Below are 24710 nucleotides of genomic sequence, written 5' to 3'. Positions count from 1 at the left end.
GGTTTCGCGTCCGGGTGGTCACACAGGACCGGCGGCAGTCACGGCGACTGCCAGCCGCAGGTTGCGGCGACGATCAAAGCCCGAACGCTCTGGCAAGAGCGTTTTCCCACAGCGCTTCGATAATCTCCAATTGCATAAAAATTAAAAATCGATAAGATTTTCCTATCATGCTTACACTCAGACAGATGCGCTATTTCGAGGCGCTTGCCTCTGCTCGCCACTTCGGCAAGGCCGCCGAACTCGTCCATGTCAGCCAGCCGGCGCTCTCCGCCCAGATCATGGAAATGGAAAACCACCTGGGGGTGAAGCTGGTGGAACGCAGCCGCAGCGGCGTCTTCCTCACCCGCAAGGGCGAAGAGGTGCTGGCCCGCACCCGCGCCATCCTCGCCGAAGTGGATCAGCTGGAACTAAGCGCGCGGACCAGTTCCGGCACGCTCGAAGGGCGGATCCGCATCGGCGTCATCCCGACGCTTGCGCCCTATCTCGTTCCGCGGCTGGTGCCGCACCTGCGCCAGGTCTACCCGGCCATCGAGATCGAACTGAAGGAATCGGTGACATCAAGACTGGTGGCCGATCTCGGAGAGGGTCTGCTCGATGCCGTCGTCGCCGCCTTGCCGATCGAGACCGATGGGCTTTCGACGAAGCCGCTCTTTTCCGACCGCTTCTACATGGCGATGGCGGACGACGAGCGAAACATCCTGATGTCGCCGCTGACCGAAGACCAGGTGGATGTCGAACAGCTGCTGCTGCTCGAAGAGGGCCATTGCCTGCGCGACCAGGCGCTCGCCGTCTGCAGCACGGCGGGCAAGCGACGCCTCGTCTCCTTCGGTGCGACCTCGATGACGACGCTCCTGCAGATGGTCGCCAATGGCATGGGCATGACGCTCATCCCGGAGATCGCGATCGCGACCGAGGCAGCCCGCAATTCCATCCGCATCGTGCCCTTCGCCGCCCCTGAACCGGCGCGCGAGATCGGGCTTATCTGGCGGCGCAGCAGCCCGCGCGAGCGCGACATGGAAGCGCTCGCAGCGGCGATCAGCGGCTGCGCCGACCACATTCTCCAGGCGGCAGCCGCCTGACCTAGCGACGCTCAGGCGAGCTTGGTCTTCAGGAACTCGACCGTCCGGCTCCAGGCGAGATCGGCTGCGGCCTTGTCATACCTCGCGGCAGAAGTGTCGTTGTTGAAGGCGTGGTTGACGCCGTCATAGACATAGATCGTCGCGTCCTTGCCGTTGTCTTTGAGCGCCTTCTGGTAGGCGTCGATGCCGGCGTTGATGCGCTCGTCGAGGCCTGCATAGTGCAGCAACAGCGCCGCCTTGATCTTCGGCACGTCCTCGGCGTTCGGCTGCGCGCCGTAATAGGCAACGCCTGCCTTCAGATCCGGGGAACCGACCGCAAGCCGGTTGACCAGACCGCCGCCCCAGCAGAAGCCGATGGCGCCGACCTTGCCGGTCGATTGCGCATGTCCTTCCAGAAACGCCACGGTCGCCGCCGCATTCGCGGTCGTTGCCGTCGCATCGAGCGCACCGATCATTTCGCGCGCCTTATCCTCGTCCGTCGGCGTGCCGCCGGCAGGAGACAGGAAATCCGGCGCCAGCGCCAGGAAGCCTTCGAGCGCCATGCGCCGCGCAACGTCGCGGATATGCGGGTTCAGCCCGCGGTTTTCATGGATGACGATGACCGCCGGCAGCTTGCCGCTCACCTCTGCCGGGCGAACGAGGTAGCCCTTCATATCGCCGCCAGCGCCGGGATAGGTGATGTCCTCGCCGGTCACCCGGGTGTCGTTTGCAGCCACGATCTCCGCCTTGGCGCCATTGGCCGCCAGCAGCGGCGCGATCGCCGCGGCCGCAGCCGCGGAGCCGGCAAGGCCGGTGAGCTTTTCCATGAAACGACGGCGATCGAGGGTCAGATGCGTGTACTCGTCATAGGCGTCGATCATCGCCTGCGTGATCTTCGGTTCCTGCATACCAGCCTCCTCCGGTTCATATCTCCCGCGGCGGCAGACAGAACCGCCCGCGACAGAATAGGTCGGCGGGCGGTCTGGAACATACAAACTTGCGTTACTGCCGCGTGTTTCCCTCGCCCTTAAAGGCCGAAGGTCCCGCGCAGGTCGATCAGCCGTTGAGGTCGAGCACGATGCGGCCGTCGATCTTGCCCTCTTCCACGCGCTTGAAGATGGCGTTGATGTTCTCGATCTTGTCCCAGGTGAAATGCGAGGCGACCTTGCCTTCGCCGGCGAACTCGAGCGATTCCTCCAGGTCCTGCCGCGTGCCGACGATCGAGCCGCGGATGGTGATGCGCTTCAGCACCGTGTCGAAGATCGGCAGGCACATCTGCCCGGGCGGCAGGCCAACAAGCGCCATCGTTCCCTTGGAGCGCAGCATGTTGAAGGCCTGCTCCATCGCTTTTGGCGCCACGGCCGTCACCAGGGCGCCATGCACGCCGCCGGTCGCATCTCGCACCTGTTCAACCGCATCCTTGTCACGCGCGTCGACGACGAGGTCGGCACCGAGCTTTCGTGCAAGTTCCAGCTTGTCCGGGAAGATATCGACGGCGGCGACATGCATGCCCATGGCCTTGGCATATTGCACCGCCATGTGGCCGAGCCCACCGATGCCGGAGATCAAAGCCCATTCGCCGGGGCGCACCTCGGTCTCCTTCAGGCCCTTGTAGACCGTAACGCCCGCGCAAAGAATGGGGGCCGCCGCTCCGAATTCGAGCTTTGCCGGCAGGCGGCCGACGAAGTCAGGATCGGCGAGGCCGTATTGCGCAAACGTGCCGTTGACGGAATAGCCGGTGTTCTGCTGGCTGCCGCAGAGCGTTTCCCAGCCGGTGCGGCACGGCGTGCAGCCGCCGCAGGCGGTATGCAGCCACGGCACGCCGACGCGGTCGCCTTCCTTCAGGCGCGTCACACCGCTGCCGAGCTTGGCGACGTAGCCGACGCCTTCGTGTCCGGGAATGAAGGGCGGCTTCGGCTTGACCGGCCAATCGCCGTTGGCGGCGTGCAGGTCCGTGTGGCAGACGCCGGTCGCCTCGTATTTGATCAGCACCTGGCCGGGACCCGGCTCCGGGATCGGCACATTCTCGATTACCAGCGGCTTGCCGAATTCGCGCACCACAGCGGCTTTCATCGTTGCGGTCATCTCGTCCTCCGATGCGTTGTTGCCCAACGGCGGAGAGACTACGCGCAAAAGCGGTGCCGGGTAATTGATACGCATCAAGGCGGGAAGATGAAGGCGCAGACTGTCTCAGATCTGCGTCAGAATGCCGGTTGGCCTATCCGGATCAGCTCATCGCCATCCAGACGGCGAGCCACACCCACATCGCAAACAGCGTTGCGCAGCCGCCCATGAACAGCGGGCGGCGATAGCGCAGGCGATTGCTGGTGACATGCACGAAGGCGTGCACATAACGCAGGGCAACGAAGAGCCAGGCAAGCGCGAGCGAGACGATGTTGTCGGCCTCGGTGATGTAGAGCAGCACGCAGCAGACGTAGAAGAGAACCGGCAGCTCGAACTGGTTGGCGATGCTGTTCTTGACCACCAGGCTTTCGCCCGGCTCGTCGCGGTTCTCGCGAAACTGACCGGCATTCGCCTTGCCGGCGCGCACCAGACCCATGCGGCGGACGGAAAGAAGAGCGTAGAGGCAGAAGACGAGGAAGACATGCGCCACGATCGGCCAGAAAATCTCGAAACCCGTCATTACGTTACTCCCTCAAACACGCTTACTCTGAAAAAGCGAAGGGCGCCGCGCGATGCCGCGGCGCCCTTCGAATGCAATCGCAATCAGTGCGCGCCCGGATAGTTCGGGCTTTCGCGGGTGATCGTCACGTCATGGGCGTGGCTTTCGCGCAGACCAGCACCGGAGATGCGCACGAACTGGGCGCGCTCCTGATATTCCTTGATCGTCGGGCCGCCGACATAGCCCATGGAGGCCTTGAGGCCGCCGGCGAGCTGATGCAGGACGCCTGCGACCGGGCCCTTGTAGGGAACCTGGCCCTCGATGCCTTCCGGAACCAGCTTCAGCGTGTCGCGTACTTCCGCCTGGAAGTAGCGGTCTGCCGAGCCGCGCGCCATGGCGCCGACGGAGCCCATGCCGCGGTAGGCCTTGAAGGAACGGCCCTGGTAGAGGAACACTTCGCCCGGGCTTTCATCGGTGCCGGCAAGCAGCGAGCCGATCATGACGGCCGAAGCACCGGCAGCGATCGCCTTGGCGAGGTCGCCGGAGAACTTGATGCCGCCATCGGCGATAACGGGAATGCCGGCCGCCTGAGCGGCTTCGACGGCGCCCATGATCGCAGCGAGCTGCGGCACACCGACACCAGCGACGATGCGCGTGGTGCAGATCGAGCCCGGGCCGATACCGACCTTGACCGCATCCGCACCGGCATCGATCAGCGCCTTGGTGCCGGAGGCCGTCGCGACGTTGCCGGCCATGATGCGAACCGAGTTCGAGAGCTTCTTGACGCGGGCGACCGCATCGAGAACGCGCTGCGAGTGACCATGGGCGGTATCGACGACGATGAGGTCGACGCCGGCATCGATCAGTCGCTCGGCACGCTCGAAGCCGTCATCGCCGACGGAGATGGCGGCGGCGGCGCGAAGGCGGCCCTGCGCATCCTTGGAGGCGTTCGGGTTCAGCTGCGCCTTCTCGATATCCTTGACGGTGATGAGACCGACGCAACGGCCGTCGCCATCGACGACAAGCAGCTTTTCGATGCGATGGGCGTGCAGCAGGCGCTTGGCTTCCTGCTGGTCGACGCTTTCCTTGACCGTGACCAGGTTCTCATGGGTCATGAGCTCGTGGATCTTCTGGTTCGGATCCGAAGCGAAGCGGACGTCGCGGTTGGTGAGGATACCGACGAGGCGACCCTGCTTCTGGCCGCCGGCACCGCCGTTTTCGACGACCGGAATGCCGGAAATGCCATGCTGCTTCATCAGGCCGAGCGCGTCGGCAAGCTTGGCGTCGGGGCCGATGGTCACCGGATTGACGACCATGCCGCTTTCGAACTTCTTGACCTGGCGAACCTCTTCGGCCTGCTCGGCCGGTGTCAGGTTGCGGTGGATGACACCGATGCCGCCGGCCTGCGCCATGGCGATGGCGAGACGACCTTCGGTCACCGTGTCCATGGCCGACGACAGGATCGGCAGGTTGAGGTCAATGTCCTGGGCAATGGTGGTCGCGATGTTGGTCTGACCGGGCATGACTTCGGAATGTCCCGGCAGGAGCAGGACGTCGTCGAAGGTCAAAGCCTCCAGACCAGTTGCCGTTTCGATGATGCGCGCCATGGCCAATTCCCTTCAAATAGCGAAAATCCCCGGGGACGGGCTGCGATTTGTCCACCGGGCGACTTCAAAGCGTGTCTTGGAAGTTGGCGAGGGCTCGTAACACGGATATGTCAGGATGAAAATAGCCAAAGCCGGGAAATGTCCCGCCTTCGGCCGATATTTGTTGCAGAGCAGCATTTCCGCGCGAAGAGGCGCGAAAACCGATCAGATATCGAGCTGATAGCTTGCGGGCACGAAACGGTAACCCTCGCCCTGCTTCTCGACGAAACCGACCGCCGGAAACGGCATGTGGTAGCCGATGAAGGGCAGCCGTTCGCTGGCGATCATGTCGAACACCCGGCGGCGTGTCTCTGCCGCCTTCGCCTTGTCCATGTCGAAACGCACTTCCCAGTCCGGCCGCTGCAGCGACAGCACATAATGGTTGGCGGTATCGGCTGTCAGCATCATGCCCTTGCCGTCGGAATCCAGGCGAAACACCATGTGCCCGGGCGAATGGCCGAAGGCGGCAATCGCCGAAATGCCGGGCACGACGGCGGCGCCATCGCCGATGAAAGTGGTCTTTTCGGCAAGCGGCACGACTTTTTCCAGCACCGCCTTGTGGCCGTTTTCGGCCGGCGTGCCGGCGCGCGCCGGATCCTTCCAGAAGGCGTATTCGACCTCGCCCATCACATAGCGAGCATTGGCGAAGGCCGGTTTCCCGGCCTCCATCAGGCCGCCGATGTGGTCGCCATGCATATGGGTCACCACGACGACCGATACCTGTTCCGGCGCATATCCGGCAGCGCGGATCCCGTCGAGCAGGCGGCCCGCCCCCGCGTCTCGACCGCCCTCGCCCATGCCGGTATCGAAGAGCACGAGATCCGATCCAGTATCGACCAGGGCCGGCGAATAACTGTTGAGCAGCGCATCTGTCGGCAGGAAGTTCTGTTGCAGCAGTTCGGCCACGGCCTCTTGCGGCTGGTTGGTGCCGTAGGTCTCGTGCGGCTTGTCGCTGACGCGCGTGCCGTCATTGACGACGACGATCTTGAACGCGCCAAGCTTGAGCATTCTTGTTGGAGGGCTGGCTTTCATGCCGGTGTTTTCCGATTTTTCCTGAGCGACTGCAAGGCCCGTCATCAGCGAGGGCGCTGCGAGCACGCCAAGCGTTCCCGCTCCCATCAAGGTCCTGCGCTTCATCGACATTTCACTCATGGTTCGTTTTCGCTTTCTGTTGGATCCGTTGCCATCGGCGGCTACCCGGCCAGAACTAGCGTCTTGACAGCAAAGGCCAGTCGGGATCACAGGCTTTTGATCCGCAATCACCGGTTTTGCCCCGACAAAAGCCATGACCGGTATTATTAGCTTCTGCTTATCGCTGACCGTCCGAAGCATCGATTCATGAACCGTATCGTCCCGATGATCCTCGCCGTCGCTCTTTTCATGGAGCAGATGGACTCGACCGTGATTTCCACGTCGCTGCCGGCAATCGCCCGCGACATCGGCGTCGGGCCGATTACGCTGAAGCTGGCGCTGACCGCCTATATGGTGGCGCTGGCGATCTTCATCCCCTTGAGCGGCTGGATGGCCGACCGCTTCGGTGCCAAGAAGATCTTTCGCGCGGCGATCCTGGTCTTCATTGCCGGATCGATCTTCTGCGCCATTTCGAACAGCCTTCTCGCCTTCGTCTTCTCCCGGTTCCTGCAAGGAATGGGCGGCGCGATGATGACGCCGGTCGCCCGCCTCGTGTTGGTGCGCGGCACGCCGCGCAGCGAACTGGTGTCGGCGATGGCGCTGCTGACGATCCCGGCACTTGTCGGTCCCCTTGCCGGACCGCCGCTCGGCGGCTTCATCACCACTTATTTCTCCTGGCACTGGATCTTCCTGATCAACGTGCCGGTCGGCATCGCCGGCTACATCCTGTCGGGCATCTACCTGCCGAAGATGGAGCCACTCGATCCGCCACCGGTCGACGTCACCGGCTTCCTGCTCGGCGGCGTCGCTGCCTCCGGCATCGTCTTCGGCCTGTCGGTGATCAGCCTGCCGGCCCTGCCCCCGGTCATCGGCATCGCCTCGGTGTTGATCGGCCTCTTTTCGGCCCTTCTCTACATCCGCCATGCCCGGCGCCATCCGGCACCGGTCCTCGACCTCAAGCTCTTCAAGGACAGCGCCTTTCGCGCCGCTTCGATCGGCGGCACGATCTTTCGCATCTCGGTCGGCGCCGTTCCCTTCCTGATGCCGCTGATGCTGCAGGTCGGCTTCGGCCTCAACCCGTTTCAATCGGGCATGATCACCTTCATCGGCGCGGTCGGCGCGATCACCACGAAGTTCTATGCGCGCCGGGTCCTGGCCTTTGCCGGCTTCCGCACGACGCTGATCATTGCGGCGATCATTGCGGCGATCACCACCTTCGCCAATGGCTTCTTCACGCCGGAGACGCCCTATCTGGTGCTGATCACGATCCTGCTTATCGCCGGCTTCGCGCGTTCTTTCTTCTTCACCAGCGTCAACGCGCTGTCCTTTGCCGATATCGACGATGCAGACGCCAGCAAGGCGACCTCGATGAGCGCAGTGCTGCAGCAGATCAGCCTGGCACTCGGCGTCGCCGTCGCCGGTGCGATCCTCGAAATCGAGACGAAGCTCAGCGGCGGCCCGCTGCAGCTCGACGATTTCCATACCGCTTTCATGATCATCGCCGCCGCCAACCTGATCGCGGCGATCCCGTTCCTCACCATGGCGAAGAACGCGGGTTCCTCCGTATCGGGCCACCGGCTGCCGGCGCGCGAGATCGAAACGGCTGCGGGGAAATAAGCCGCACGACACATGCGCCGGCGGCGAACAAGGCGGCGGTTTTGTGAACGGCTGCCTCAGTCGGTTCTCGCGTCGCCTAATAGTCGGCCAGCACCTGCTCGGCACCCACGTCGCCGAAGCGCGGCTTCACGCCCAGAAGCGGTGCCGCGCGGCCGATGATGGCCTTGACCATGGGGGCGGCATTGGCCGCAGCCGTTCGCCCGCCGTTTTCGCCGGTCCGTGGCGCATCGATGATCGAAAGAACGATGTATTTGGGCTTGTCCATCGGGAACGCCGCCAGGAACCCGTTGAAGTTCAGGTCCTTGGCGTATCGCCCGTTGATGACCTTGTCGGCTGTGCCGGTCTTGCCGCCGACATGGAAGCCTTCCACCTGTGCCCGCCTGCCGGACCCCTTCACGCCGTTCCAGTTGTAGAGGAAGCGCATGTCGGCGCTGGTCGTTTCCTTGATCACCCTCTGCGCAACGAGCTGCGTTTCTTCCTGCGAGCGCGGCAGGAACGTCGGCGGGATCAGATGTCCGCCGTTCATCAGGGCAGCGGCCGCTACCGCCGTCTGCAGCGGGGTGGTCGCCACGCCATGACCGAAGGAAATCGTCACCGAGTTGATCTTCTTCCAGGTGCGCGGCTGGGTGGGCGTTGCCACGCCGGGCATTTCGGTTTCCATCTTCGACAGCAGGCCGAGCTTCGTCAGGAACTGCTGGTGCGCTTCGATCCCGACCATGTCGGCGACAGCGGCCGTGCCGATGTTCGACGAATACTGGAACACCTCCGGTATCGACAGCGGACGGTTCTTGCCCTTGAAGTCCTTGATCGTGAAGCCGCCCATGCGGATCGGCCGCGACGCATCGACCACCGAGTTCAGATTGACCTTGCCCGCATCCAGGCCCATCGCCAGCGTGAAGCTCTTGAAGGTCGAGCCCATCTCGAACGTGGCATTGCTCATGCGGTTGAACCAGCCCTTCTCGTATTCCTTGTCGACACCGCCGCCGGGCAAGGTTCGCGAGGGTTCGTTCGGATCGTAGTCGGGCACCGACGCCATGGCCAGCACTTCGCCGGTGTCGGCGTCGAGCACCACCGCACCCGCGGCTTCGGCCTCATAGGCCGTCATCGCGTTGGCCACCACTTCGCGCACGATGTTCTGCACGCGCAGATCGATCGACAGCCGCACCGGCTCCAGCGACGCATTGCTGGTGAGGCCAGCCGCCCGCAGATCGGCAAAGCCCTGCTGATCGAGATAACGCTCTATGCCCGCCAGTCCCTGGTTGTCGACATTGACGTGGCCGAGGATGTGCGAAGCGGTGACGCCGCCGGGATAGAAGCGGCGCTTCTCCGGCGGAAACCGATGCCGGGAATGCCGAGCGCCAGAATATCGGACTGCTGCTTCGGGGTGAGCTGGCGCCGCAGCCACTGGAAGGCCGAACCGGACTGGAGCTTGCGATGCGTGTCGCGCCAATCGAGATTGGGGATGACCGTCGCGAGCTTCTCGACGACCTCGTCGGCATCGACGATCTTGCGCGGCTCCGCATAGAGCGACATCGTGTTGAGATCGGTCGCCAGCAGATGTCCGTTGCGGTCGACGATATCCGGGCGAGAGGCAATCACGTGGCCGCTGCCACCGATCGATGCGGTGTCGGCCGGCGCCGACAGGCCATACTGAACCAGCCGTCCGCCGACCACGAGGAAGACCACGGCGAAGCCGGCGATCAGGATCCCCACGCGCTGCCGCGCCTGGTTCCTACGGCCGGCGCTGGTGCCGATGATGACCCCCGGCTTGCCGGCACCATTCCTCTTTACAGAAAAATGCGCGCGGCTTCTGAGCCGAACGGCAAGCGAAATCATCGACATAAAGGTACTTCCACATGCAGGCCAACCGAGCACGTGCTCGACCCGTCGCCAATCGTCGATCGGCAGCCAGCGCTCGGTGGAACTAAAACCTTAGGAGGTCCTAATGGACCAGAGAGTAACACCAGAGTTGCACTCAACTGGTTAACGGCCGATTAACCACGATGCACCGTCTTTAGGGGGAACCGGGTTTTACAGGGCGATCAGGGGTGCGGCCGATCGGCACAAGCCAGCCCGGCCCATCGCTCCGCCCTGCCTTCATGCTGAGGAGATTTCTGGAAAGTCGGCGCGCCGCGAGCGGTTACTCCGGCCGCTCGCAGACCGCGGCGATCTTGTTGCCGTCGTGATCGCGCACCCAGGCGCCGTAAAAATTTGCGTGAAACGGGCGCAGGCCCGGTGCGCCCTCGTCCGTACCGCCATTGGCAAGGGCTGCCGCATGAAAAGCATCGACGGCGGCACGCGTCTCGGCTTCAAGCGCGATGCTCACACCATTGCCATAGGTGGCGGGCGCGCGGTCGAAGGGCCTCACCACCCAGAAACGGATGCGGTCACCCTCAGCACCATAGCCGATCTCGGTCTCGTCTTGGCGTTGCCTGTGAAACCCAAGCGCCGGCAACACCGCATCGTAGAACGCGCCGGCGCGTGTCAGATCGTTGCTGCCGACCGTGACGTAAAGCAGCATGCTATTCGGCCGCTTCGTCTTCGGTTTCCGCTTCGCTGGCGGTCTGCTGACGTCCCTTGAAGTCCTTGGCCAACAGGAACATCTCGACCGATTCGGCGCGCGAGGAGGCCGGCTTCACATGGATGACCTGACGGAAATTCTGCTTGAGCATGTTGAGCAGCTCGCGCTCGGTGCCGCCCTGGAAGGTCTTCGCCAGGAAATGTCCGCCCTTGCCCAGCACGTCGACGGCGAAATAGGCCGCGACCTCGCACAGATGCATGGTGCGCAGGTGATCGGTCTGGCGGTGGCCGGTCGTCGGCGCCGCCATGTCGGAGATAACGAGATCCGGCGTTCCGCCGATCGCTTCCTTCAGTTTCGCCGGCGCCTCAGGGTCGAGGAAATCCATCTGCAGGATGCGCACGCCCGGGATCGGGTCCACCTCCAGGAAGTCGATCGCGGCGACGCGCGGATCGGCATCGGTCGAATTGGTGACCTTGGCGGCGATCTGCGACCAGCTGCCGGGCGCAGCACCCAAGTCGATGATACGACGGGCGCCGTTCAGGATCTTGTGCTTCTCGTCGATCTCCAGCAGCTTGAAGGCCGCACGGGCGCGATAGCCCTCGAGTTGCGCCCGCTGCACATAGGGGTCGTTGATGTGGCGCTCGATCCAGCGGCGGGAGGATGCCTTGAGCTTGCCCTTCTTGACCTTCTGGCCAAGCTTGCGGCCGCTACGGTTGCCGCCGACAGGAGGTTTCGTCATGGTTTGTTTCCTTCGTGGCTGCCGGAGGCATTGGAGCCGCGCTGGTGGCGGCGCGGCCGAGAGCGGCGCCAGGCGCCGTCGTCCGCCATCATATCGGTGAGCAGGCCTTCGCGCAGGCCACGATCGGCGACGCGCATGCGGGTCGACGGCCAGCGCCGGCGGATCGCTTCGAGGATAGCGCAGCCGGCAAGCACCAGATCGGCGCGATCCGGGCCGATGCAGGGATTGGCGGCGCGTGCGTCAAAATCCCAGGACAGAAGCCGCGCCTGCATGGCCGAGACTTCATCGTCCGTCAGCCACAGGCCATCGACGCGACGGCGATCATAGCGCGGCAGATCGAGATGCACGCCGGCAAGCGTCGTCACCGTGCCCGACGTGCCGATCAGGTGGAAGCCGCTGCCTGACGTGCCGTTCGCCAGAGCTTCGACAGGCGGGCTGTCGAAGCGGGAAAGCATGCCTTCGACTTCCTGCACCATCGCCTCGAAGCTTGCCGGCGTTACGTGCTGGCCGCCATGGCGCTCCGAAAGGGTGACGACGCCGACCGGCAGCGAGGTCCAGTGGGTGATGTGGTTGGCGAGTCGGTTCGAGCGCGAATCACCGATGCGGATGACGGCGATCTCGGACGAGCCGCCGCCGATATCGAAAAGCACGACCGAGCGCGTCTCGCGGTCGACCAACGACGAGCAGCCGGAAACGGCAAGCCGTGCCTCGGTTTCGCGGTTGATGATTTCGAGATCGAGACCGGTTTCGCTCGCAACCCGCTGAAGGAAGCTTTCACCGTTTTCAGCGGCGCGAGCAGCCTCCGTCGCAATCAGGCGGCTGCGGCGGATGGTACGGGCGCCGAGCTTCGACGCGCAGATCTTCAGCGCCTCGACGGCGCGCTCCATCGCCTCGTCCGATAGCCGGCCGCTGGCACCGAGCCCTTCGCCGAGACGCACGATGCGCGAGAAGGCATCGACCACCCGGAACTGGCCGGGACGGGTCGGCTGCGCGATCAGCAGGCGGCAATTGTTTGTGCCGAGATCAAGCGCGGCATAGAGCGGCGCAGGAGGTTCGCCGGCGGCAACATAGGGTGCACGCGGTTGTTCACCGCGATTGCCCGGCCGCGACTGCGCGCCCGCATGACCGCCGCCGGAAGCAGAAGCCTGGCGCGCATTGCCGCCACCATCGGCGCCACGCTGCGGCGCCGGCTGGCGCTCGCCGCTCGTCAGCGGGCGACCCTGGAGCCCACGGCGATGCTTGGCCTTCTTGCTGCGCTTGTGGCCCTTGCGCTCGCCAAGCGACGCATCGACGACCTGGACGCCGCTGTTTTGCGAGGCGGATCCGGCCTGAGCCTGTTGTTTTGCTGATTTCGAACGACGCCGCCGCTTGCGCTTGCGCGCCGGCTCCGTTTCGTTCTCTCCTGCGGGACGCCCTGCCAAACCGGCTGGGCCGGACTGGCTGGCAATTGCAGACGGCGAAGCAGACGACTTACGTCGTTTGCGCTTGCCCTTGCCGTTGCGCGGACCGAGCTTCGATCCATCACCCCGGCCTGCTGCCGACGCCCCGGATTCGGACGGCTTATCGCCGTGATCGGGGTCTTTCACTTGTTTCAACCATGGCGCCGCGCAAGGCCTTACGGCCGCTCAAGGCGCTCTCTCGATTTTTCGTTGGCGCGACTGTACCAGCGCAACCCCCATTCGCCAAACTTTTTTTGAGAACCGGCTTGTGCACAACAAAGGCGTCGAGCGCCCGAACCCAGCAAACACAGCGGGTTAAGCATGTGGTCCCCTGTTCCGGTCACCCTTGATGGCTGCGATCTTCACTTCATGCGCGATTTTTTTTGCAAAAGGTATTTGCATCAGCCGCCGATTTGTTTATAAGCCCGCCAACCACACCGACGGGCTTCGCTCCGACGGCGGCTTTGGGGAATAGGTTAACGGTAGACCCACGGACTCTGACTCCGTTAGTCCTGGTTCGAATCCAGGTTCCCCAGCCAACTCTCGCGGACAATTCAATAAAATATCAATGACATGCAGAACGCTCACGCGTGACGGACGTTCGCGAATGCAATGTTTCGCCGACGAACCAGATGGCCGAACTCGGCGATCGGCTCGTCTGGGCATGGCTGCCGTTACCCAGCGGCAACGGCGCGCTTCCCGCGGCGAAATCGGCTGTAATACGCCCCTAAACACTGCAGTTTCCGAGTTTGCGGATATTCAGACCTCTTCCGGAGGCGCATAATCTTCGCCGCCCACAATCGATCAGGCGGAGACAGGCCGATGCTCGAGACAAAAGCGGATGCGGCATATGCGATCGAGTACTTCCAGGAACACCCGGAAGCCGGGCTGTGCCGGGAAGGACGGCGCTGGTGGATAACGCCGAACGCAAACGAGACCGATCGGCGGATTCTTCGTATCGACAGCGCTGAAGCGGAACGACTGAAGGAAGACGCGCGCCTTCAGTCCGTCGCTGACATCGCGCATGCGGGCCGGTCCCTCTGGGTGATGAGGGACATGACGTAGATGCCCTTGCGGCTGGACGCATGCCGCCACGGAGCATGGTCCCTACAGCAGCCCCCGTCCCGCAAGATTGCGCATCAGCGACGCGGCGCCAAAGCTCCAGGGCGCGCACTCCGTCGATAGCTTGACCGTGTTGGTCAGCGATCCGAGTTCGGCGTTGGCGATCGTCACCACGTCGCCGCGCTTGTGGGTGAAGCCCTGGCCGGGCTCGTCGCGGTCTTCGACGGGGGCGAAGAGCGTGCCCATGAACAGCATCAGGCCATCGGGATACTGGTGATGCGGACCGATCGTCTGGGCGACGAGGTCGAGCGGATCGCGGCTGATCTCGGCCATCGAACTGCGGCCGGTCAGGCGGTAGCCGTCCTCGCCTTCGACCAGGAGGCTGAGTTCTGCCCGGCGGACATCGTCGATGGTGTAGCTTTCGTCGAAGAGCCGGATGAAGGGGCCGATGGCGCAGGAGGCGTTGTTGTCCTTGGCCTTGCCAAGAAGCAGCGCCGAGCGCCCCTCGATGTCGCGCAGGTTGACGTCATTGCCGAGGGTGGCACCCCTCACCTGGCCGCTCGAGGAAACCGCAAGCACGATTTCCGGCTCAGGATTGTTCCAGCGCGACGCCGGGTGCAGGCCGACATCGGCGCCCGGGCCGACCGCCGAGAGGACCTGCGCCTTGGTGAAGACCTCTGCGTCCGGGCCGATGCCGACCTCCAGATATTGCGACCAGACGCCCTCTTCGATGAGGGCTGCCTTGACGCGGGCCGCCTCCGGCGAACCGGGCTTCAGGTTTCGCAGACTGTCGCCGATGACGGCGGTGACGCGGGCTCGGATCGCTTCGGCGCGCGACGCATCGCCCGCCGCCCGCTCCTCGATGACGCGCTCGATCATCGAGCGCGCGAAGGTGACACCGCAGGCCTTGACCGCCTGGAGGTCCGAGGGCGCGATCAGGTGGATACGCGCCGGGTCCGCCTTTTGCGCGAAGAGCTCCTCGATCGAGCCCAGTCGATCACCCGGGGCGGTGCGGGCATGTTGAACCGGATCCGAAAGCTCGAGCAGGTCGCGCATGGTCGGCGCCGTCTTGCTGGTGATGTCGCAGAGTGCGCCGTCGCGCAGGACGACAAGCGACGGCCCGGCCACGTCCGGCCGCCAGACCCGGCCGACAAAGGTGCCAGTGCGAAATGCCGGATCCATCATGCCTTCCATCCTCCCGTGAACGCCTATTTCTTGCAGCGGAAGACGGGGCTGTAAAGCCGGCAGCGGCGCTCAGGCTTCCCTCCGGTTGCAGCATCCGGAACATTGCAAATCCTCATACGTTTATGCCTATGCCACGCGCCCTCCGGGCGCCCTTGTCGCGCAATCGCGACGGCGCGAAATCCGGTGCCACGACTGCCGGGAAGGTTCAGGAGCAGTCGCATCAAGGCCAGGAGGACGCCAAGAAAAGGATGCACACAATGAACCAGCACGAGGAATTCAAGGACAAGCCCGTGATCGATCCGGTGACCGGGCAGCCGCTGCCACAGACACCAACGCAGATGAGCGACGTGCCGCCTCCCTCCCGCTCGGGGCGCAGTAACTGGCCGATCGTCATCATCCTGCTCGCCGGCCTGGTATTGGCGCTGATCGCCTGGCTGCCGGCCGAACTCAGCCGCGACACCGCCAACACGGCAGCGCCGCCGGCGACCACCGACCAGCCGGCAACCGGAACGACGGGCCAGGCGACACCGCCGACCGATACGGCCACGCCCCCCGCCGGTGGAACAACGACCCAGCCGGCACCGGAAACGACGCCGCAGCAGGGAACGCAGGCCCCTGAAACACAGGGCGCCACCCCGAACTCGACCCCTGGCACGACACCCGACATGACGCAGCCGGCGCCGTAAGTAGGACGGAGCCCGCGCAAATCGATGGGCCGGAGGTTTTGATCTCCGGCCCTCGCGTCATCGTTCACCAGAATGAAAACGGGGTGGCCTAAAGACGGATCGGTGCGTCCGTTAACCGTCGTCGGTCAGTGCGGCCTGATGTTTGCGGAAATCATCGCATCCCAGCCGGCTGCGGCGCAGTCGGCGATCGCAAGCAGGGTTTCCCGCGTAGCGCCATCGCGTGCCTGGATCGACATGCCGTGCTGCAGCGAGGCGACGTAGGCGGCAATCGCTGCGCAATCGACACCGGCAGGCAGGTCGCCCTCTTCGACGGCGCGCTCGAAGCGTCGCTCCAGAGCCACCTGCTTTTCAAGCCGGCGCAGCTTCAGAGCGTCGCAAACCTCCGCATCTCCACCTGCCATCTGCGGCGCGGAAAGAACCACCATGCAGCCTCTCGGCTCGCCCCGCTGGGTAAAATTCGCAGCCGTGCGTCTCAGCAGGTCGTGCACCGCCGCCTTTGCGGTCGGAACCGCCTCCAGTTCATCCCAGATGCCGGCACCGTCGGTGCGGCCGTAAAGATCCACAGCCTCGATGAAGAGCTGCGCCTTGCTGCCGAAGGCCGCGTAGAGGCTCGGTGGGTTCAATCCCATGACCCGGGTCAGGTCCGAAAGCGAGGTATTGTCATAGCCCTTGTCCCAGAAGAGCTGCATGGCGCTTGCAAGCGCCTCGTCCCTCGAAAAACTGCGTGGCCGCCCGCGGCTCATGCTCGCTGATCCTTTTTTGTATCGATCAATACATAAATCGCTTGACAGCGGATGGCAAGTCGCCTCCCTTTATATGTATCGATCACTACAGATTTGGAGAAGCCAGTGACGAGTTTGAAAGACAAGGTGGCCCTGGTAACGGGCGGCAGCCGCGGCATCGGTGCTGCAATCGCAAAACGCTTGGCGAGCGACGGCGCAACGGTGGCGGTGACCTACAGCCAGTCGAAAGAAAAGGCCGAGGCGCTCGTGGCGGAGATCAAGCGGGCTGGCGGCAGCGCGCTGGCAATCCGGGCGGACAACCGCGATCCGGGCGCGGTCGAGGCTGCCGCCAAGTCGGTTGCGGAGAAGCACGGTCGCATCGACATTCTCGTCAACAATGCCGGCATCTTCGATGCCGGGACGATAGACGAGGTAACCGCGGAGGATTTCGACCGGACGATCGACGTCAATGTGAAGGCGGTATTTCTCGCCACGCGCGCCGCGGCAGCGCACATGCCGGATGGCGGGCGCGTCATCACGATCGGCAGCAACCTTGCCGCCCGCGTCCCATGGCCGGGCATGAGCCTGTATGTGCTGAGCAAAAGCGCGCTGATCGGCTTCACAAAGGCGGTGGCACGCGATCTCGGGCCGAAGGGCATCACCGTCAACATCGTCCATCCGGGCTCGACGGACACGGACATGAACCCGGCCAATGGCGACCATGCCGGCCCACAGCGCGGACTGATGGCGATCCCCCGCTTCAACGAGGCAAGCGACGTGGCAGGCGTCGTCGCCTGGCTGGCGGGTCCTGACGGCCGCAGCGTCACGGGCGCCGAATTCACCATCGACGGCGGCACCAACGCCTGATTAGCCAAAGAACAAGGCCGGAAGCGCAGCTTCCGGCCTTTTCCCACTTCGTGATGCTGTGGCTTCGGAACCGTCAGGCCAGGAAGCGCTCCGGCCGGTAGGGCGCGATGTCGATGACCGTCTTTTCACCGGTCATGGCTTCCGCCAGCGCCCGGCCGGTGACCGGCCCGAGCGTCATGCCGTGATGGGCGTGACCGAAGGCAAACCACAGACCCTCGTGACGCGGCGCCTTGCCGATCAGCGGCATCATGTCCGGCGTGCAGGGACGCGCGCCCATCCACGGTTCTTCGTCACGGCGTTCGGCCAGCGGGAAGAACTCGCGCGCCACCCGCTCGGCCCGCGTCAGTTGCACCGGCGTCTTCGGCGCGTCGCGCCAGGCAAATTCCGCGCCGGTCGTCAAACGGATGCCGCGCAGCATCGGCGCCAGGAAATAGCCCTTCTCGGCATCGAGCACCCAGTTGTTAAGCTGCGCGCCCTCCTGCGTGCCATAGTGCATGTGGTAACCGCGCTTCACGGCCAGCGGAAAATGGTAACCGAGCTTGCGGGTCACCGTATCGGCCCAGGGGCCGAGCGCCACGACGACTTCGCGCGTCTCCAGCGGCCCTTCCGGGGTGGCGACACGCCAGCCGGGACCTTCGAGCACGTGTTCTGTCGTCGCCGCATCGCCGGAAATCAGCCGTCCACCCAGAGACTGGAAGTAGGCGAGATAGGCCTTGTTGAGGCTGTGCGGATCGCGGATCGACCAGGGATCGCTCCAGCGCAGCCCACCGACGAGATCCGCCTTGATCGACGGTTCCAGCGTCTTCAACTCGCTGGTCGAAAGCTTCTGGTGGTTGACGCCGAAGCCGGCCGAGAGCTTTTCCGCTTCCTTGTACGCGGCGTCGCGCTCCTTCTCGGTGCGAAACACCTTCATCCAGCCATCCTTGCGGATGAGGTCACCGGCGCCGGACGCCTCGATCAGATCCTGGTGTTCGCTGATCGAATGCTCGATCAGCGGCGCATAGAGCTGGGCGATGCGCCGGTGCTGGGTGAAACCGGAGTGCCACCAGTAGCGCGCCAGGAACGGCACCAGGCCCGGCAGGGCGCGGAAATGGTAATGGGCGTCGATGGTGTTGTTGAGCGCGTAGCGAAAGAGCGCGCCGAAATCATGCGGGAAACCATAGGGAAAGACGCCCTCGCGCTGGATCAGGCCGGCATTGCCGTAGGAGGTTTCCTCGCCGGCGCCGCGACGGTCGAGCAACACCACCGACTTGCCGCGGCGGGCGAGATGGATGGCGGTGGAAATGCCGACGATGCCGGCGCCCAGAACCACTACGTCAGTCTTCATCTAAAGGCTGCCCCGTTGCTCGATCAAGACAAGCCGCGGCCTTGCGTCGGGCCGCGACACCAACATCACTTCTTCTTCAGCGCAGTCATGATCTGCTCGAGATAGCCGAGCAACACGGCTGATACGACGAATGCAAGATGTATGATCGTCGCCCACATCAGCTGTTCGCTCGAATATTGCTGCGCGTTCAAGAAGATCTGCAGCAGGTGGATCGAGGAAATGGCCACGATCGACGACGCGACCTTGATCTTCAGACTACCGGAATCGAGCTTGCCGAGGAAGGAGACCTCCGCGTCGCCTTCGTCGAAGCGGCTGACGAAGTTCTCGTACCCTGAAATCATCACCATCACGATCAGACTGGCGACCAGCGCGGCATCGATCAGGGCGAGCATGGCCAGGATCATCTCCGCATCGTCATAGACGAAGACCATGCTGGCGATCTTGAACAGCTTGAAGGCGAACGAGATGCCGTAAAGGGCGAGCGCCGCTACCAGGCCAAGATAGAAGATGACGAGGAGCCAGCGGCTGGAGAGGATGATCCGCTCGACGAGCAGTTCCAGCGATTTCATGGTGTTCGGTTCCTCAAGGCTATTGCGACGGTTTCGGCATCAATAGCCAAGCAGGCAGGCAAGGGCAAGCAAGACGATCGAGCCCCAAACGCACCGAGGGCGGCCGTAACGCCGCCCATTTTCGTCCATTCGTATCCGCTCAAATTCTGGCTCCGGTCAGCCGCGACGCACGAGGCCAGCTACGAGCGAAATCACCAGGAAGACCAGGAATAGGAAGAAGAGGATCTGCGCGATGCCCGCGGACGTGCCGGCAATACCCCCAAACCCAAGTACACCCGCTATGATTGCCACAACGAGGAAGACAAGCGCATAGTATAACATAGCAATTCTCCTTGCCTAAATCACTGCAAAGCAAACGCCATAGCTTTCAATTTGTTCCAGTTATCGATCAAAATCGCCGCGCAGAATTCCGCGGCTTCACTCGACATTAATATTATGTTTACGATGAAAGACGAAAGAGTCCCAAATCGGCACGGTTTGCACCGGAAATGCCCGGAACCTTCGCAATACTCTGACGTTCTTCATCCATGGAACACGCAGGATCGAAATGAAGATGCCGACAGCACATATCTGGAAAACGGCGATCGAAGCCGGACGGGAGCGAACGCATCTCTCCAATAGAAATCTTCACATCGGAAAGACGATGCGCGACCTATACACCGACGGCGACGAAAAGAGCGCCAAGCTTCAGTCTTTGATGGAAGAACTCCGCAAGCGAGAGGCCAAGGCAAAGAAGAAATAAGCGCGATGCGCACCACAAACAAAGCCGCGCGACAAATGTCGCGCGGCTTTTGCTTTTACGGTTGTTCTTCCGGGAAAGAAGAGTAACTGCGTTCCTCGAGCCATTTAACGGCGGGACATCCAGTCGTCGATCTGGCGCTCCGCCTCATCACGCGCGACGCCGTATCGCGCCTGGATCCGCCCGGCGAGTTCTTCCCTACGGCCATCGATGACATCGAGGTCGTCATTGGTAAGCTTGCCCCACTGCGTCTGAACCTTGCCCTTCAGCTCGTGCCACTTTCCTTCAACAATATCCCAGTTCATTTTCCGTCCTTTCGGTTGATGCGGCCCCGCAAGCGCAAATTGCGCTTGGGCGGCCGGTGAAATCAGTTGCGAGTCTTGGCGCCGGCGTCGTGGCGCGCGGCTACGGCGTAGCTGCCGTCATCGACCTTGACCTCGACTTGAAGCCGGCCAGGCGCCTTCACCTGCCATTCGATGGTTGCGTCTTCCACGAACAGAGCCGGATCGACTTCCGCGCAGGCGCCATAGGCGTGCTTGAAGGTCGTTCCTGTCGCCTCGATCGCGGGCGAAAGCAGTTCGCGGCATTCGTCCACGGTTTCAAAAGCCACGGTGGGGGCCGGCACTTCGCGGCAGGCCTCTGTCGTCTGCATGCAGCCGACCAGGACCATGATGGCGGCAATATGTTCCATTCGCATGCTCCCTTCCTTCAAACTCCAACAGCAAACGGCAATGCACGATCTGCGGTTCCGCAAAGGGGCGCGAAATATTTCCCGGAACTTTGGCGTGAGCTGCGCGTTTGGACGCCCGTCAAAAGCCCCCATCGGCGGTTGGGAGACGGTCGAGAACCTGCATCCGTTCGCAGCGTTCAACCGGGCGCGAGGGTGCACAACGGCGACTGCCACCGACCATCGGCCATACCAATAATGGAACAAAAACGCCGCGCTCTCGTTTTCGCAACGATAACAAGCGCTGCGACGGAGGAGATACTGGCGAGGCAAGGACACACCGCAAGGATCTCGCCCATTGCGAGCGCCGAACGGTTACATCAAAGGTCGATCAGGACGGCGCGGTAGCGGTACGGGCTATGCCTCATTGTCGTCATTCTGTTCGTCACCAGTCGCGGGCAAATCGATTTCACCGAAATTTGATTCTCAGTTCAACAAAGCAACCCTCGGATAGGAACGCGTCATGAAGAAGATACTTATTGTAGCAAGCCTGATCCTGCCCCTCGCGGCATGCACGCAGACAGAAAAGGGCGCGGCGATCGGTGCAACCGGCGGCGCGATCGTCGGCGGCGCCGCGACGGGCAACGTCAGGGGTGCGGCCGTGGGCGCTGCCATCGGCGGTGTTGCCGGTGCGCTGATCGGTAATGCCAACGAGCCGGGCCGCTGCATCTATCGCGACCGCTACGGCCGCCGCTACGAAGCCGCCTGCTGATCGGCGCATCTCACGAAGAAACGGGCAGCTGCCCGTTTCTTCCCCCCTCAGAGCGGAACCCCACCCTTCGACGGGCCTTTGGACGCAGCTTCCGCTTCATCCAGTTTTTCAAGAAGATTGAGAAATAGTTCCGGAACGGGCTCCTGCTCGAGCGACCGATAGAACGCCTTCAAGCTGGCGCCGATCGAGCCGCCGATATCTCGCGTTTCGGCCGTGCCGCCGCGCCGTTGGCTCACGCCTTCATGCTTTCCGGTTTCATCGTCCATGCTGCGCTTCACCACCGCTTCGTCCTTCACGGTTTTGCTGCCTGCGCGAAATCGCCGGCACACCGTTCGAACACGTCCCCCATTTGCTCTAAGCCGAAAAACGTGTTCAAAACATCCATCTATTCCGCCACATACCCCCTATCCTCAGAAATCAAACGAATCGCATTGCACGTAAGGAAGTCGTTGATGTCACTTTCGACCCGGATTGCGCCCCACCTGCCCTTTCTGCGCCGTTACGCGCGGGCCGTTACAGGCTCGCAGGCCGCAGGCGACGGGTATGTGGCCGCTGTTCTCGAAGCCCTGATCGAGGACATCAGTCTCTTTCCGGAAGCTTCGAACGACCGGATCAGCCTCTACAAGCTGTTCTGCTCACAGTTCGAAAAGATCTCGATCGACCGCAGCGAAAACACCTCGCCGTTCGCATGGGAGAAGCAGGCCGCCGCCAATCTGTCGCTGATCGCGCCTGTGCCGCGCCAGGCGTTTCTGCTCGTGTCGGTCGAGGGCTTTTCCATCGCCGATGCGGCCGAAGTCATGAGCCTGAGCCAAGCCGAATTTTCAAAGCTGCTGACCCTCGCCTCAGAGGACATCTCGCGCCAGGTCGCAACCGACGTCCTGATCATCGAGGACGAGCCGCTGATCGCGCTCGATATCGAGGATATGGTGACCAGCCTCGGCCACCGCGTAACCGGGATCGCCCGCACCCACGGCGAGGCGCTCGATCTCTACCGCAAGACCTCTCCGAAGATGGTCCTGGCCGACATCCAGCTTGCCGATGGCAGCTCGGGCATCGACGCCGTCAACGAGATCCTCACACAGGCCGCGGTGCCGGTGATCTTCATCACCGCCTTCCCGGAACGGCTGCTGACCGGCAAGCGGCCGGAGCCGGCCTTCCTCGTGACCAAACCGTTCAATCCGGACATGGTGAAGGCGCTGATCAGCCAGGCGCTGTTCTTCGACGAACACGCACGCTCTGCCCGGCGCTAGGTCGGCAACATGCCCCTTATCCAGGAAGCTGCCGTTCCGGCGGCTGGCCGCTGATTTCCTCGACAATGGCGAGAACGATGAGAGAGAGCGGCAGTGCCAGCATGGCTCCGACCGCTCCCCACATCCAGGTCCAGAACACGATCGCCAGGAAGATCAGGAACGGGTTCACCTCGAGTTCGTTGCCGAGGATCGCCGGAATGGCAAGGTTTTCCATCGCAAGGTGAACGACGAAGAAGACCGCGGCCGGCGCCAATGCCAGCCACAGCACCTCGTGCGTCATCAACCCCGCCACCAGCAGGCTCAGTGTCATCGCGGTCACGCCGAGATAAGGAATGAAGCTGGAGACGAAAGCGAACAGGCCCCACAGCGGAGCCATGCCCAGGCCGCCGACAAACGCGATCACCGTCGTCACCAGGCCGAGCGAGAGATAGATCACGCTGGCGATCGAGAAGTATCGCGCCAACGCATCCTCGATGCCGTTCATGATGCGAATGGCGCTGAGCCGCCGCTCACGGCTGGCAAAGGCAAGGATGACGGCCTTCCGCAGTTGCAGCCGCCCGAGCAGGAACAGGCCGAGTGCCGCGAGGAAAATCAGGGTCTGCACCAAGGCGGGCGTCAGCCCGGCTGCGGTGGCGGCAAGCATCGGTCCGGCATTCTTCATGACGGTGTCGGCAATCGCGTCGTTGCCGATGCTGCGCGCGACGGCCAGCCGAAGCCACTCGAACCGATCGATGAACGGCATCACCCGCGCCACCACGCTTTCGGCGAGCTTCGGCGCCTCGGAGGCGAGCGCCGTCAGCGGGCCGAGAAGAGCATTGACGAGCCACGAGAGGCCGGTGACGAAGATGCCCGCCAACAGCAGCCCCCCGAAGATCGGCGGCAGACCGTAACGCGCCAGCCCGTCGGCGGTCCGGCCGAGCACCACGCCGACGACGATCGCCAGCGTGATTGGCAGCAGGATCGTTTCCATGGCGTAGATGCCCGCACATGCGGCAATGGCGAAAAGGCCGATGATGCTCCAGGCGACCATCAGATCGATGCCGTCCCGCCGCGGAGCGGTCGATGGCGCCGCCGTCGCGACTGCGGCCTCCTCCTCGACGATCCGCCGCGCGCGCTTGCGCTGCTGGGCGGCACCCGCCCGCCGCAGCGTGTTCGCGATCATGCCGCGCCGTCCTTCGGCCAGGGCAGCGCGCGGGTCGTTCGCGTTTCCGGTCAACAGATCAGGCCGCTTTTGCTCGGACCCTGCTTGCGGCGCATCGCGTGATTGATCTTGCACGGTCAATGGTGTTCCGGCGGGAAGACATGCAGGGTCAGCGACAACAGGCCGAGCCCCAGGATGATGACGAGCAAGGTATGGGCGACACCTGCAGCGGTGTAGGGAACGAGCCCAAAACCGATCATGACGCCCGCCAGGAGAAGGACACAGACACGGGGCAGCCAGTAGAGCATTGACAGTCCTCCCAATGGTGGCGGCCGGTTTTGGCCTGCTTCTTCGGATCGGACACTTAACGTGCCGGCGCGCCGTTTGGTTCCGCGCATGGGAGCTGGAATGGGAACGAAAAACGCCGCCGGACGACAGTCCGGCGGCGCAGGAATGAGACGACGGGAAATCCCGTAGCGCCGGCCTTAAGCGGCAGCGGCGACGACGATGACTTCGACGAGGTATTCCGGGGTCGCGAGCTTGGCTTCGCCGGTGGCGCGAGCCGGGGTATTGCCCTGCGGTGCCCAGGCGTCCCAGACCGAGTTCATCTTCGGAAAGTCTGCCATGTCGGCGAGCCAGATGGTGGCCGAAAGGATGCGGGTCTTGTCGGTGCCGGCGAGCGCCAGAAGACGGTCGACTTCGGCAAGCGCCTGCTTCGTCTGCGTCACGACATCGTCACCGGCGTTGCCGACCTGGCCAGCGAGGTAGACGGTGTTGTTGTAGACGACGGCCTGGCTCATACGGGGGCCGGTTTCGAAACGCTTGATTTCCATGGACGTGTTCCTGAGGTTGGGCCGGACGATCGGTCCGGCCGAAAAGCGGCTGCCCGCCGCCGAAAGGCGAGAGTTGAAGGCGGCGCGACACCTCTACACCATCATGCCCTCAAGTC

The 24710-nt window shown here is 63.4% G+C and carries 27 protein-coding genes, 1 tRNA gene and 1 pseudogene; 9 read left to right on the top strand and 20 right to left on the bottom strand.

What is annotated here, in order from left to right:
* The first annotated feature begins 167 nt into the window (after positions 1 to 167).
* Entirely contained in the window at positions 168 to 1079 is a 912-nt protein-coding gene (locus L981_RS16520; RefSeq protein ID WP_043618303.1) for a hydrogen peroxide-inducible genes activator, read from the top strand.
* A gap of 11 nt (positions 1080 to 1090) precedes the next feature.
* Here L981_RS16520 and L981_RS16515 read toward each other — a convergent pair whose 3' ends face one another.
* The 5 genes from L981_RS16515 to L981_RS16495 form a co-directional block, all read right to left on the bottom strand.
* Complete coding sequence (locus L981_RS16515; protein ID WP_043618301.1) at positions 1091 to 1966, bottom strand: dienelactone hydrolase family protein; 876 nt, start codon at positions 1964 to 1966, stop codon at positions 1091 to 1093.
* A gap of 148 nt (positions 1967 to 2114) precedes the next feature.
* Complete coding sequence (adhP, locus tag L981_RS16510; RefSeq protein ID WP_043618298.1) at positions 2115 to 3143, bottom strand: alcohol dehydrogenase AdhP; 1029 nt, start codon at positions 3141 to 3143, stop codon at positions 2115 to 2117.
* 142 nt (positions 3144 to 3285) lie between these two features.
* Positions 3286 to 3702, bottom strand: coding sequence for an MAPEG family protein (locus L981_RS16505; protein ID WP_043618295.1), 417 nt, complete (start codon positions 3700 to 3702; stop codon positions 3286 to 3288).
* A gap of 83 nt (positions 3703 to 3785) precedes the next feature.
* Positions 3786 to 5288: an IMP dehydrogenase gene (gene guaB, locus L981_RS16500; protein WP_034800902.1), complete on the bottom strand. Its 1503-nt coding sequence runs from the start codon at positions 5286 to 5288 to the stop codon at positions 3786 to 3788.
* Between the two features lie 204 nt (positions 5289 to 5492).
* Positions 5493 to 6479, bottom strand: a complete 987-nt coding sequence (locus L981_RS16495) for an MBL fold metallo-hydrolase (RefSeq protein WP_245281650.1) — start codon at positions 6477 to 6479, stop codon at positions 5493 to 5495.
* A gap of 186 nt (positions 6480 to 6665) precedes the next feature.
* Here L981_RS16495 and L981_RS16490 point away from each other — a divergent pair, with 186 nt between their 5' ends.
* Positions 6666 to 8075, top strand: coding sequence for a DHA2 family efflux MFS transporter permease subunit (locus tag L981_RS16490; protein ID WP_043618292.1), 1410 nt, complete (start codon positions 6666 to 6668; stop codon positions 8073 to 8075).
* A gap of 76 nt (positions 8076 to 8151) precedes the next feature.
* On the opposite strand, the pseudogene L981_RS16485 reads toward L981_RS16490, so the two are convergent.
* From L981_RS16485 to L981_RS16470, 4 genes and pseudogenes are all read right to left on the bottom strand, one after another.
* A pseudogene (locus L981_RS16485) lies at positions 8152 to 9917 on the bottom strand (peptidoglycan D,D-transpeptidase FtsI family protein).
* A gap of 298 nt (positions 9918 to 10215) precedes the next feature.
* Entirely contained in the window at positions 10216 to 10596 is a 381-nt protein-coding gene (locus L981_RS16480; RefSeq protein WP_043618289.1) for a VOC family protein, read from the bottom strand.
* A gap of 1 nt (position 10597) precedes the next feature.
* Positions 10598 to 11335, bottom strand: coding sequence for an RlmE family RNA methyltransferase (locus tag L981_RS16475; protein WP_043618287.1), 738 nt, complete (start codon positions 11333 to 11335; stop codon positions 10598 to 10600).
* Positions 11332 to 12921: a Ppx/GppA phosphatase family protein gene (locus L981_RS16470; RefSeq protein WP_043618285.1), complete on the bottom strand. Its 1590-nt coding sequence runs from the start codon at positions 12919 to 12921 to the stop codon at positions 11332 to 11334. The genes L981_RS16475 and L981_RS16470 overlap by 4 nt, the downstream gene beginning before the upstream one ends.
* A gap of 318 nt (positions 12922 to 13239) precedes the next feature.
* On the opposite strand from L981_RS16470, the gene L981_RS16465 reads away from it, so the two are divergent.
* A tRNA-Gln gene (locus tag L981_RS16465) sits at positions 13240 to 13313 on the top strand.
* 283 nt (positions 13314 to 13596) lie between these two features.
* A complete protein-coding gene (locus L981_RS16460) occupies positions 13597 to 13839 on the top strand; it encodes a hypothetical protein (protein WP_043618283.1) in 243 nt (80 codons plus the stop codon).
* A 42-nt stretch (positions 13840 to 13881) separates the two neighbouring features.
* On the opposite strand, the gene L981_RS16455 is transcribed toward L981_RS16460, so the two are convergent.
* Positions 13882 to 15018 carry a fumarylacetoacetate hydrolase family protein gene (locus tag L981_RS16455; RefSeq protein ID WP_052201833.1) on the bottom strand — a complete coding sequence of 379 codons (1137 nt, stop codon included), beginning with the start codon at positions 15016 to 15018 and terminating at the stop codon, positions 13882 to 13884.
* Positions 15019 to 15269: 251 nt separating this feature from the next.
* Here L981_RS16455 and L981_RS16450 point away from each other — a divergent pair, with 251 nt between their 5' ends.
* Positions 15270 to 15707, top strand: a complete 438-nt coding sequence (locus L981_RS16450) for a hypothetical protein (RefSeq protein ID WP_043618413.1) — start codon at positions 15270 to 15272, stop codon at positions 15705 to 15707.
* Positions 15708 to 15832: 125 nt separating this feature from the next.
* Here the strand turns inward: L981_RS16450 and L981_RS16445 are convergent, their stop codons facing one another.
* On the bottom strand, positions 15833 to 16450 hold the full coding sequence (locus tag L981_RS16445) for a TetR/AcrR family transcriptional regulator (RefSeq protein WP_043618277.1): 618 nt from the start codon (positions 16448 to 16450) through the stop codon (positions 15833 to 15835).
* A 51-nt stretch (positions 16451 to 16501) separates the two neighbouring features.
* Between L981_RS16445 and L981_RS16440 the strand changes: the two genes are divergently transcribed.
* Positions 16502 to 17296 (top strand): 3-oxoacyl-ACP reductase family protein, encoded by a 795-nt coding sequence (locus L981_RS16440; RefSeq protein WP_082006057.1) that lies wholly within the window; start codon positions 16502 to 16504, stop codon positions 17294 to 17296.
* Between the two features lie 73 nt (positions 17297 to 17369).
* On the opposite strand, the gene L981_RS16435 is transcribed toward L981_RS16440, so the two are convergent.
* The 3 genes from L981_RS16435 to L981_RS33860 all read right to left on the bottom strand — a co-directional run bounded on the left by L981_RS16435 (position 17370) and on the right by L981_RS33860 (position 19513).
* Positions 17370 to 18623: an FAD-binding oxidoreductase gene (locus tag L981_RS16435; RefSeq protein WP_043618271.1), complete on the bottom strand. Its 1254-nt coding sequence runs from the start codon at positions 18621 to 18623 to the stop codon at positions 17370 to 17372.
* 65 nt (positions 18624 to 18688) lie between these two features.
* The gene (locus L981_RS16430) at positions 18689 to 19192 is read right to left on the bottom strand and encodes a TIGR00645 family protein (RefSeq protein ID WP_082006056.1); all 504 of its coding nucleotides are present in this window, start codon (positions 19190 to 19192) and stop codon (positions 18689 to 18691) included.
* Positions 19193 to 19348: 156 nt separating this feature from the next.
* On the bottom strand, positions 19349 to 19513 hold the full coding sequence (locus L981_RS33860) for a DUF1328 domain-containing protein (protein WP_034800864.1): 165 nt from the start codon (positions 19511 to 19513) through the stop codon (positions 19349 to 19351).
* Positions 19514 to 19739: 226 nt separating this feature from the next.
* Here L981_RS33860 and L981_RS16420 point away from each other — a divergent pair, with 226 nt between their 5' ends.
* Complete coding sequence (locus tag L981_RS16420) at positions 19740 to 19934, top strand: hypothetical protein (protein ID WP_043618268.1); 195 nt, start codon at positions 19740 to 19742, stop codon at positions 19932 to 19934.
* 104 nt (positions 19935 to 20038) lie between these two features.
* On the opposite strand, the gene L981_RS16415 is transcribed toward L981_RS16420, so the two are convergent.
* On the bottom strand, positions 20039 to 20236 hold the full coding sequence (locus tag L981_RS16415; protein WP_043618266.1) for a CsbD family protein: 198 nt from the start codon (positions 20234 to 20236) through the stop codon (positions 20039 to 20041).
* A 62-nt stretch (positions 20237 to 20298) separates the two neighbouring features.
* Positions 20299 to 20628, bottom strand: a complete 330-nt coding sequence (locus L981_RS16410; protein ID WP_156134121.1) for a hypothetical protein — start codon at positions 20626 to 20628, stop codon at positions 20299 to 20301.
* A 493-nt stretch (positions 20629 to 21121) separates the two neighbouring features.
* Here L981_RS16410 and L981_RS16405 point away from each other — a divergent pair, with 493 nt between their 5' ends.
* Complete coding sequence (locus L981_RS16405; protein WP_034800856.1) at positions 21122 to 21370, top strand: glycine zipper domain-containing protein; 249 nt, start codon at positions 21122 to 21124, stop codon at positions 21368 to 21370.
* Between the two features lie 47 nt (positions 21371 to 21417).
* Here L981_RS16405 and L981_RS16400 read toward each other — a convergent pair whose 3' ends face one another.
* Positions 21418 to 21666, bottom strand: a complete 249-nt coding sequence (locus L981_RS16400; RefSeq protein ID WP_043618260.1) for a NepR family anti-sigma factor — start codon at positions 21664 to 21666, stop codon at positions 21418 to 21420.
* A 156-nt stretch (positions 21667 to 21822) separates the two neighbouring features.
* On the opposite strand from L981_RS16400, the gene L981_RS16395 reads away from it, so the two are divergent.
* Complete coding sequence (locus tag L981_RS16395; RefSeq protein WP_043618257.1) at positions 21823 to 22620, top strand: response regulator; 798 nt, start codon at positions 21823 to 21825, stop codon at positions 22618 to 22620.
* Between the two features lie 16 nt (positions 22621 to 22636).
* On the opposite strand, the gene L981_RS16390 is transcribed toward L981_RS16395, so the two are convergent.
* From L981_RS16390 to L981_RS16385, 3 genes are all read right to left on the bottom strand, one after another.
* Positions 22637 to 23767 (bottom strand): AI-2E family transporter, encoded by a 1131-nt coding sequence (locus L981_RS16390; RefSeq protein ID WP_043618407.1) that lies wholly within the window; start codon positions 23765 to 23767, stop codon positions 22637 to 22639.
* Between the two features lie 131 nt (positions 23768 to 23898).
* Positions 23899 to 24069, bottom strand: a complete 171-nt coding sequence (locus L981_RS35110; RefSeq protein ID WP_090425577.1) for a hypothetical protein — start codon at positions 24067 to 24069, stop codon at positions 23899 to 23901.
* A gap of 177 nt (positions 24070 to 24246) precedes the next feature.
* Positions 24247 to 24594 carry a RidA family protein gene (locus L981_RS16385; protein ID WP_025426006.1) on the bottom strand — a complete coding sequence of 116 codons (348 nt, stop codon included), beginning with the start codon at positions 24592 to 24594 and terminating at the stop codon, positions 24247 to 24249.
* Positions 24595 to 24710 lie beyond the last annotated feature (116 nt).

The organism is Ensifer sp. ZNC0028 (assembly GCF_000799055.1).
GTDB lineage: Bacteria > Pseudomonadota > Alphaproteobacteria > Rhizobiales > Rhizobiaceae > Ensifer.
Note: the sequence above shows the minus strand (reverse complement) of the source record. Positions and strands in the feature narration are given on the sequence as shown.

Coding starts and splice junctions, on each gene's coding strand:
- L981_RS16520 (WP_043618303.1), top strand. CDS start 168: ATGCTTACACTCAGACAGATGCGCTATTTCGAGGCGCTTGCCTCTGCT.
- L981_RS16455 (WP_052201833.1), bottom strand. CDS start 15,018: ATGGATCCGGCATTTCGCACTGGCACCTTTGTCGGCCGGGTCTGGCGG.
- L981_RS16515 (WP_043618301.1), bottom strand. CDS start 1,966: ATGCAGGAACCGAAGATCACGCAGGCGATGATCGACGCCTATGACGAG.
- L981_RS33860 (WP_034800864.1), bottom strand. CDS start 19,513: ATGTTATACTATGCGCTTGTCTTCCTCGTTGTGGCAATCATAGCGGGT.
- L981_RS16430 (WP_082006056.1), bottom strand. CDS start 19,192: ATGAAATCGCTGGAACTGCTCGTCGAGCGGATCATCCTCTCCAGCCGC.
- L981_RS16395 (WP_043618257.1), top strand. CDS start 21,823: ATGTCACTTTCGACCCGGATTGCGCCCCACCTGCCCTTTCTGCGCCGT.
- L981_RS16410 (WP_156134121.1), bottom strand. CDS start 20,628: ATGCGAATGGAACATATTGCCGCCATCATGGTCCTGGTCGGCTGCATG.
- adhP (WP_043618298.1), bottom strand. CDS start 3,143: ATGACCGCAACGATGAAAGCCGCTGTGGTGCGCGAATTCGGCAAGCCG.
- L981_RS16490 (WP_043618292.1), top strand. CDS start 6,666: ATGAACCGTATCGTCCCGATGATCCTCGCCGTCGCTCTTTTCATGGAG.
- L981_RS16480 (WP_043618289.1), bottom strand. CDS start 10,596: ATGCTGCTTTACGTCACGGTCGGCAGCAACGATCTGACACGCGCCGGC.
- L981_RS16450 (WP_043618413.1), top strand. CDS start 15,270: ATGCACACAATGAACCAGCACGAGGAATTCAAGGACAAGCCCGTGATC.
- guaB (WP_034800902.1), bottom strand. CDS start 5,288: ATGGCGCGCATCATCGAAACGGCAACTGGTCTGGAGGCTTTGACCTTC.
- L981_RS16415 (WP_043618266.1), bottom strand. CDS start 20,236: ATGAACTGGGATATTGTTGAAGGAAAGTGGCACGAGCTGAAGGGCAAG.
- L981_RS16435 (WP_043618271.1), bottom strand. CDS start 18,623: ATGAAGACTGACGTAGTGGTTCTGGGCGCCGGCATCGTCGGCATTTCC.
- L981_RS16420 (WP_043618268.1), top strand. CDS start 19,740: ATGAAGATGCCGACAGCACATATCTGGAAAACGGCGATCGAAGCCGGA.
- L981_RS16445 (WP_043618277.1), bottom strand. CDS start 16,450: ATGAGCCGCGGGCGGCCACGCAGTTTTTCGAGGGACGAGGCGCTTGCA.
- L981_RS35110 (WP_090425577.1), bottom strand. CDS start 24,069: ATGCTCTACTGGCTGCCCCGTGTCTGTGTCCTTCTCCTGGCGGGCGTC.
- L981_RS16460 (WP_043618283.1), top strand. CDS start 13,597: ATGCTCGAGACAAAAGCGGATGCGGCATATGCGATCGAGTACTTCCAG.
- L981_RS16475 (WP_043618287.1), bottom strand. CDS start 11,335: ATGACGAAACCTCCTGTCGGCGGCAACCGTAGCGGCCGCAAGCTTGGC.
- L981_RS16385 (WP_025426006.1), bottom strand. CDS start 24,594: ATGGAAATCAAGCGTTTCGAAACCGGCCCCCGTATGAGCCAGGCCGTC.
- L981_RS16440 (WP_082006057.1), top strand. CDS start 16,502: ATGGCAAGTCGCCTCCCTTTATATGTATCGATCACTACAGATTTGGAG.
- L981_RS16495 (WP_245281650.1), bottom strand. CDS start 6,479: ATGAGTGAAATGTCGATGAAGCGCAGGACCTTGATGGGAGCGGGAACG.
- L981_RS16405 (WP_034800856.1), top strand. CDS start 21,122: ATGAAGAAGATACTTATTGTAGCAAGCCTGATCCTGCCCCTCGCGGCA.
- L981_RS16505 (WP_043618295.1), bottom strand. CDS start 3,702: ATGACGGGTTTCGAGATTTTCTGGCCGATCGTGGCGCATGTCTTCCTC.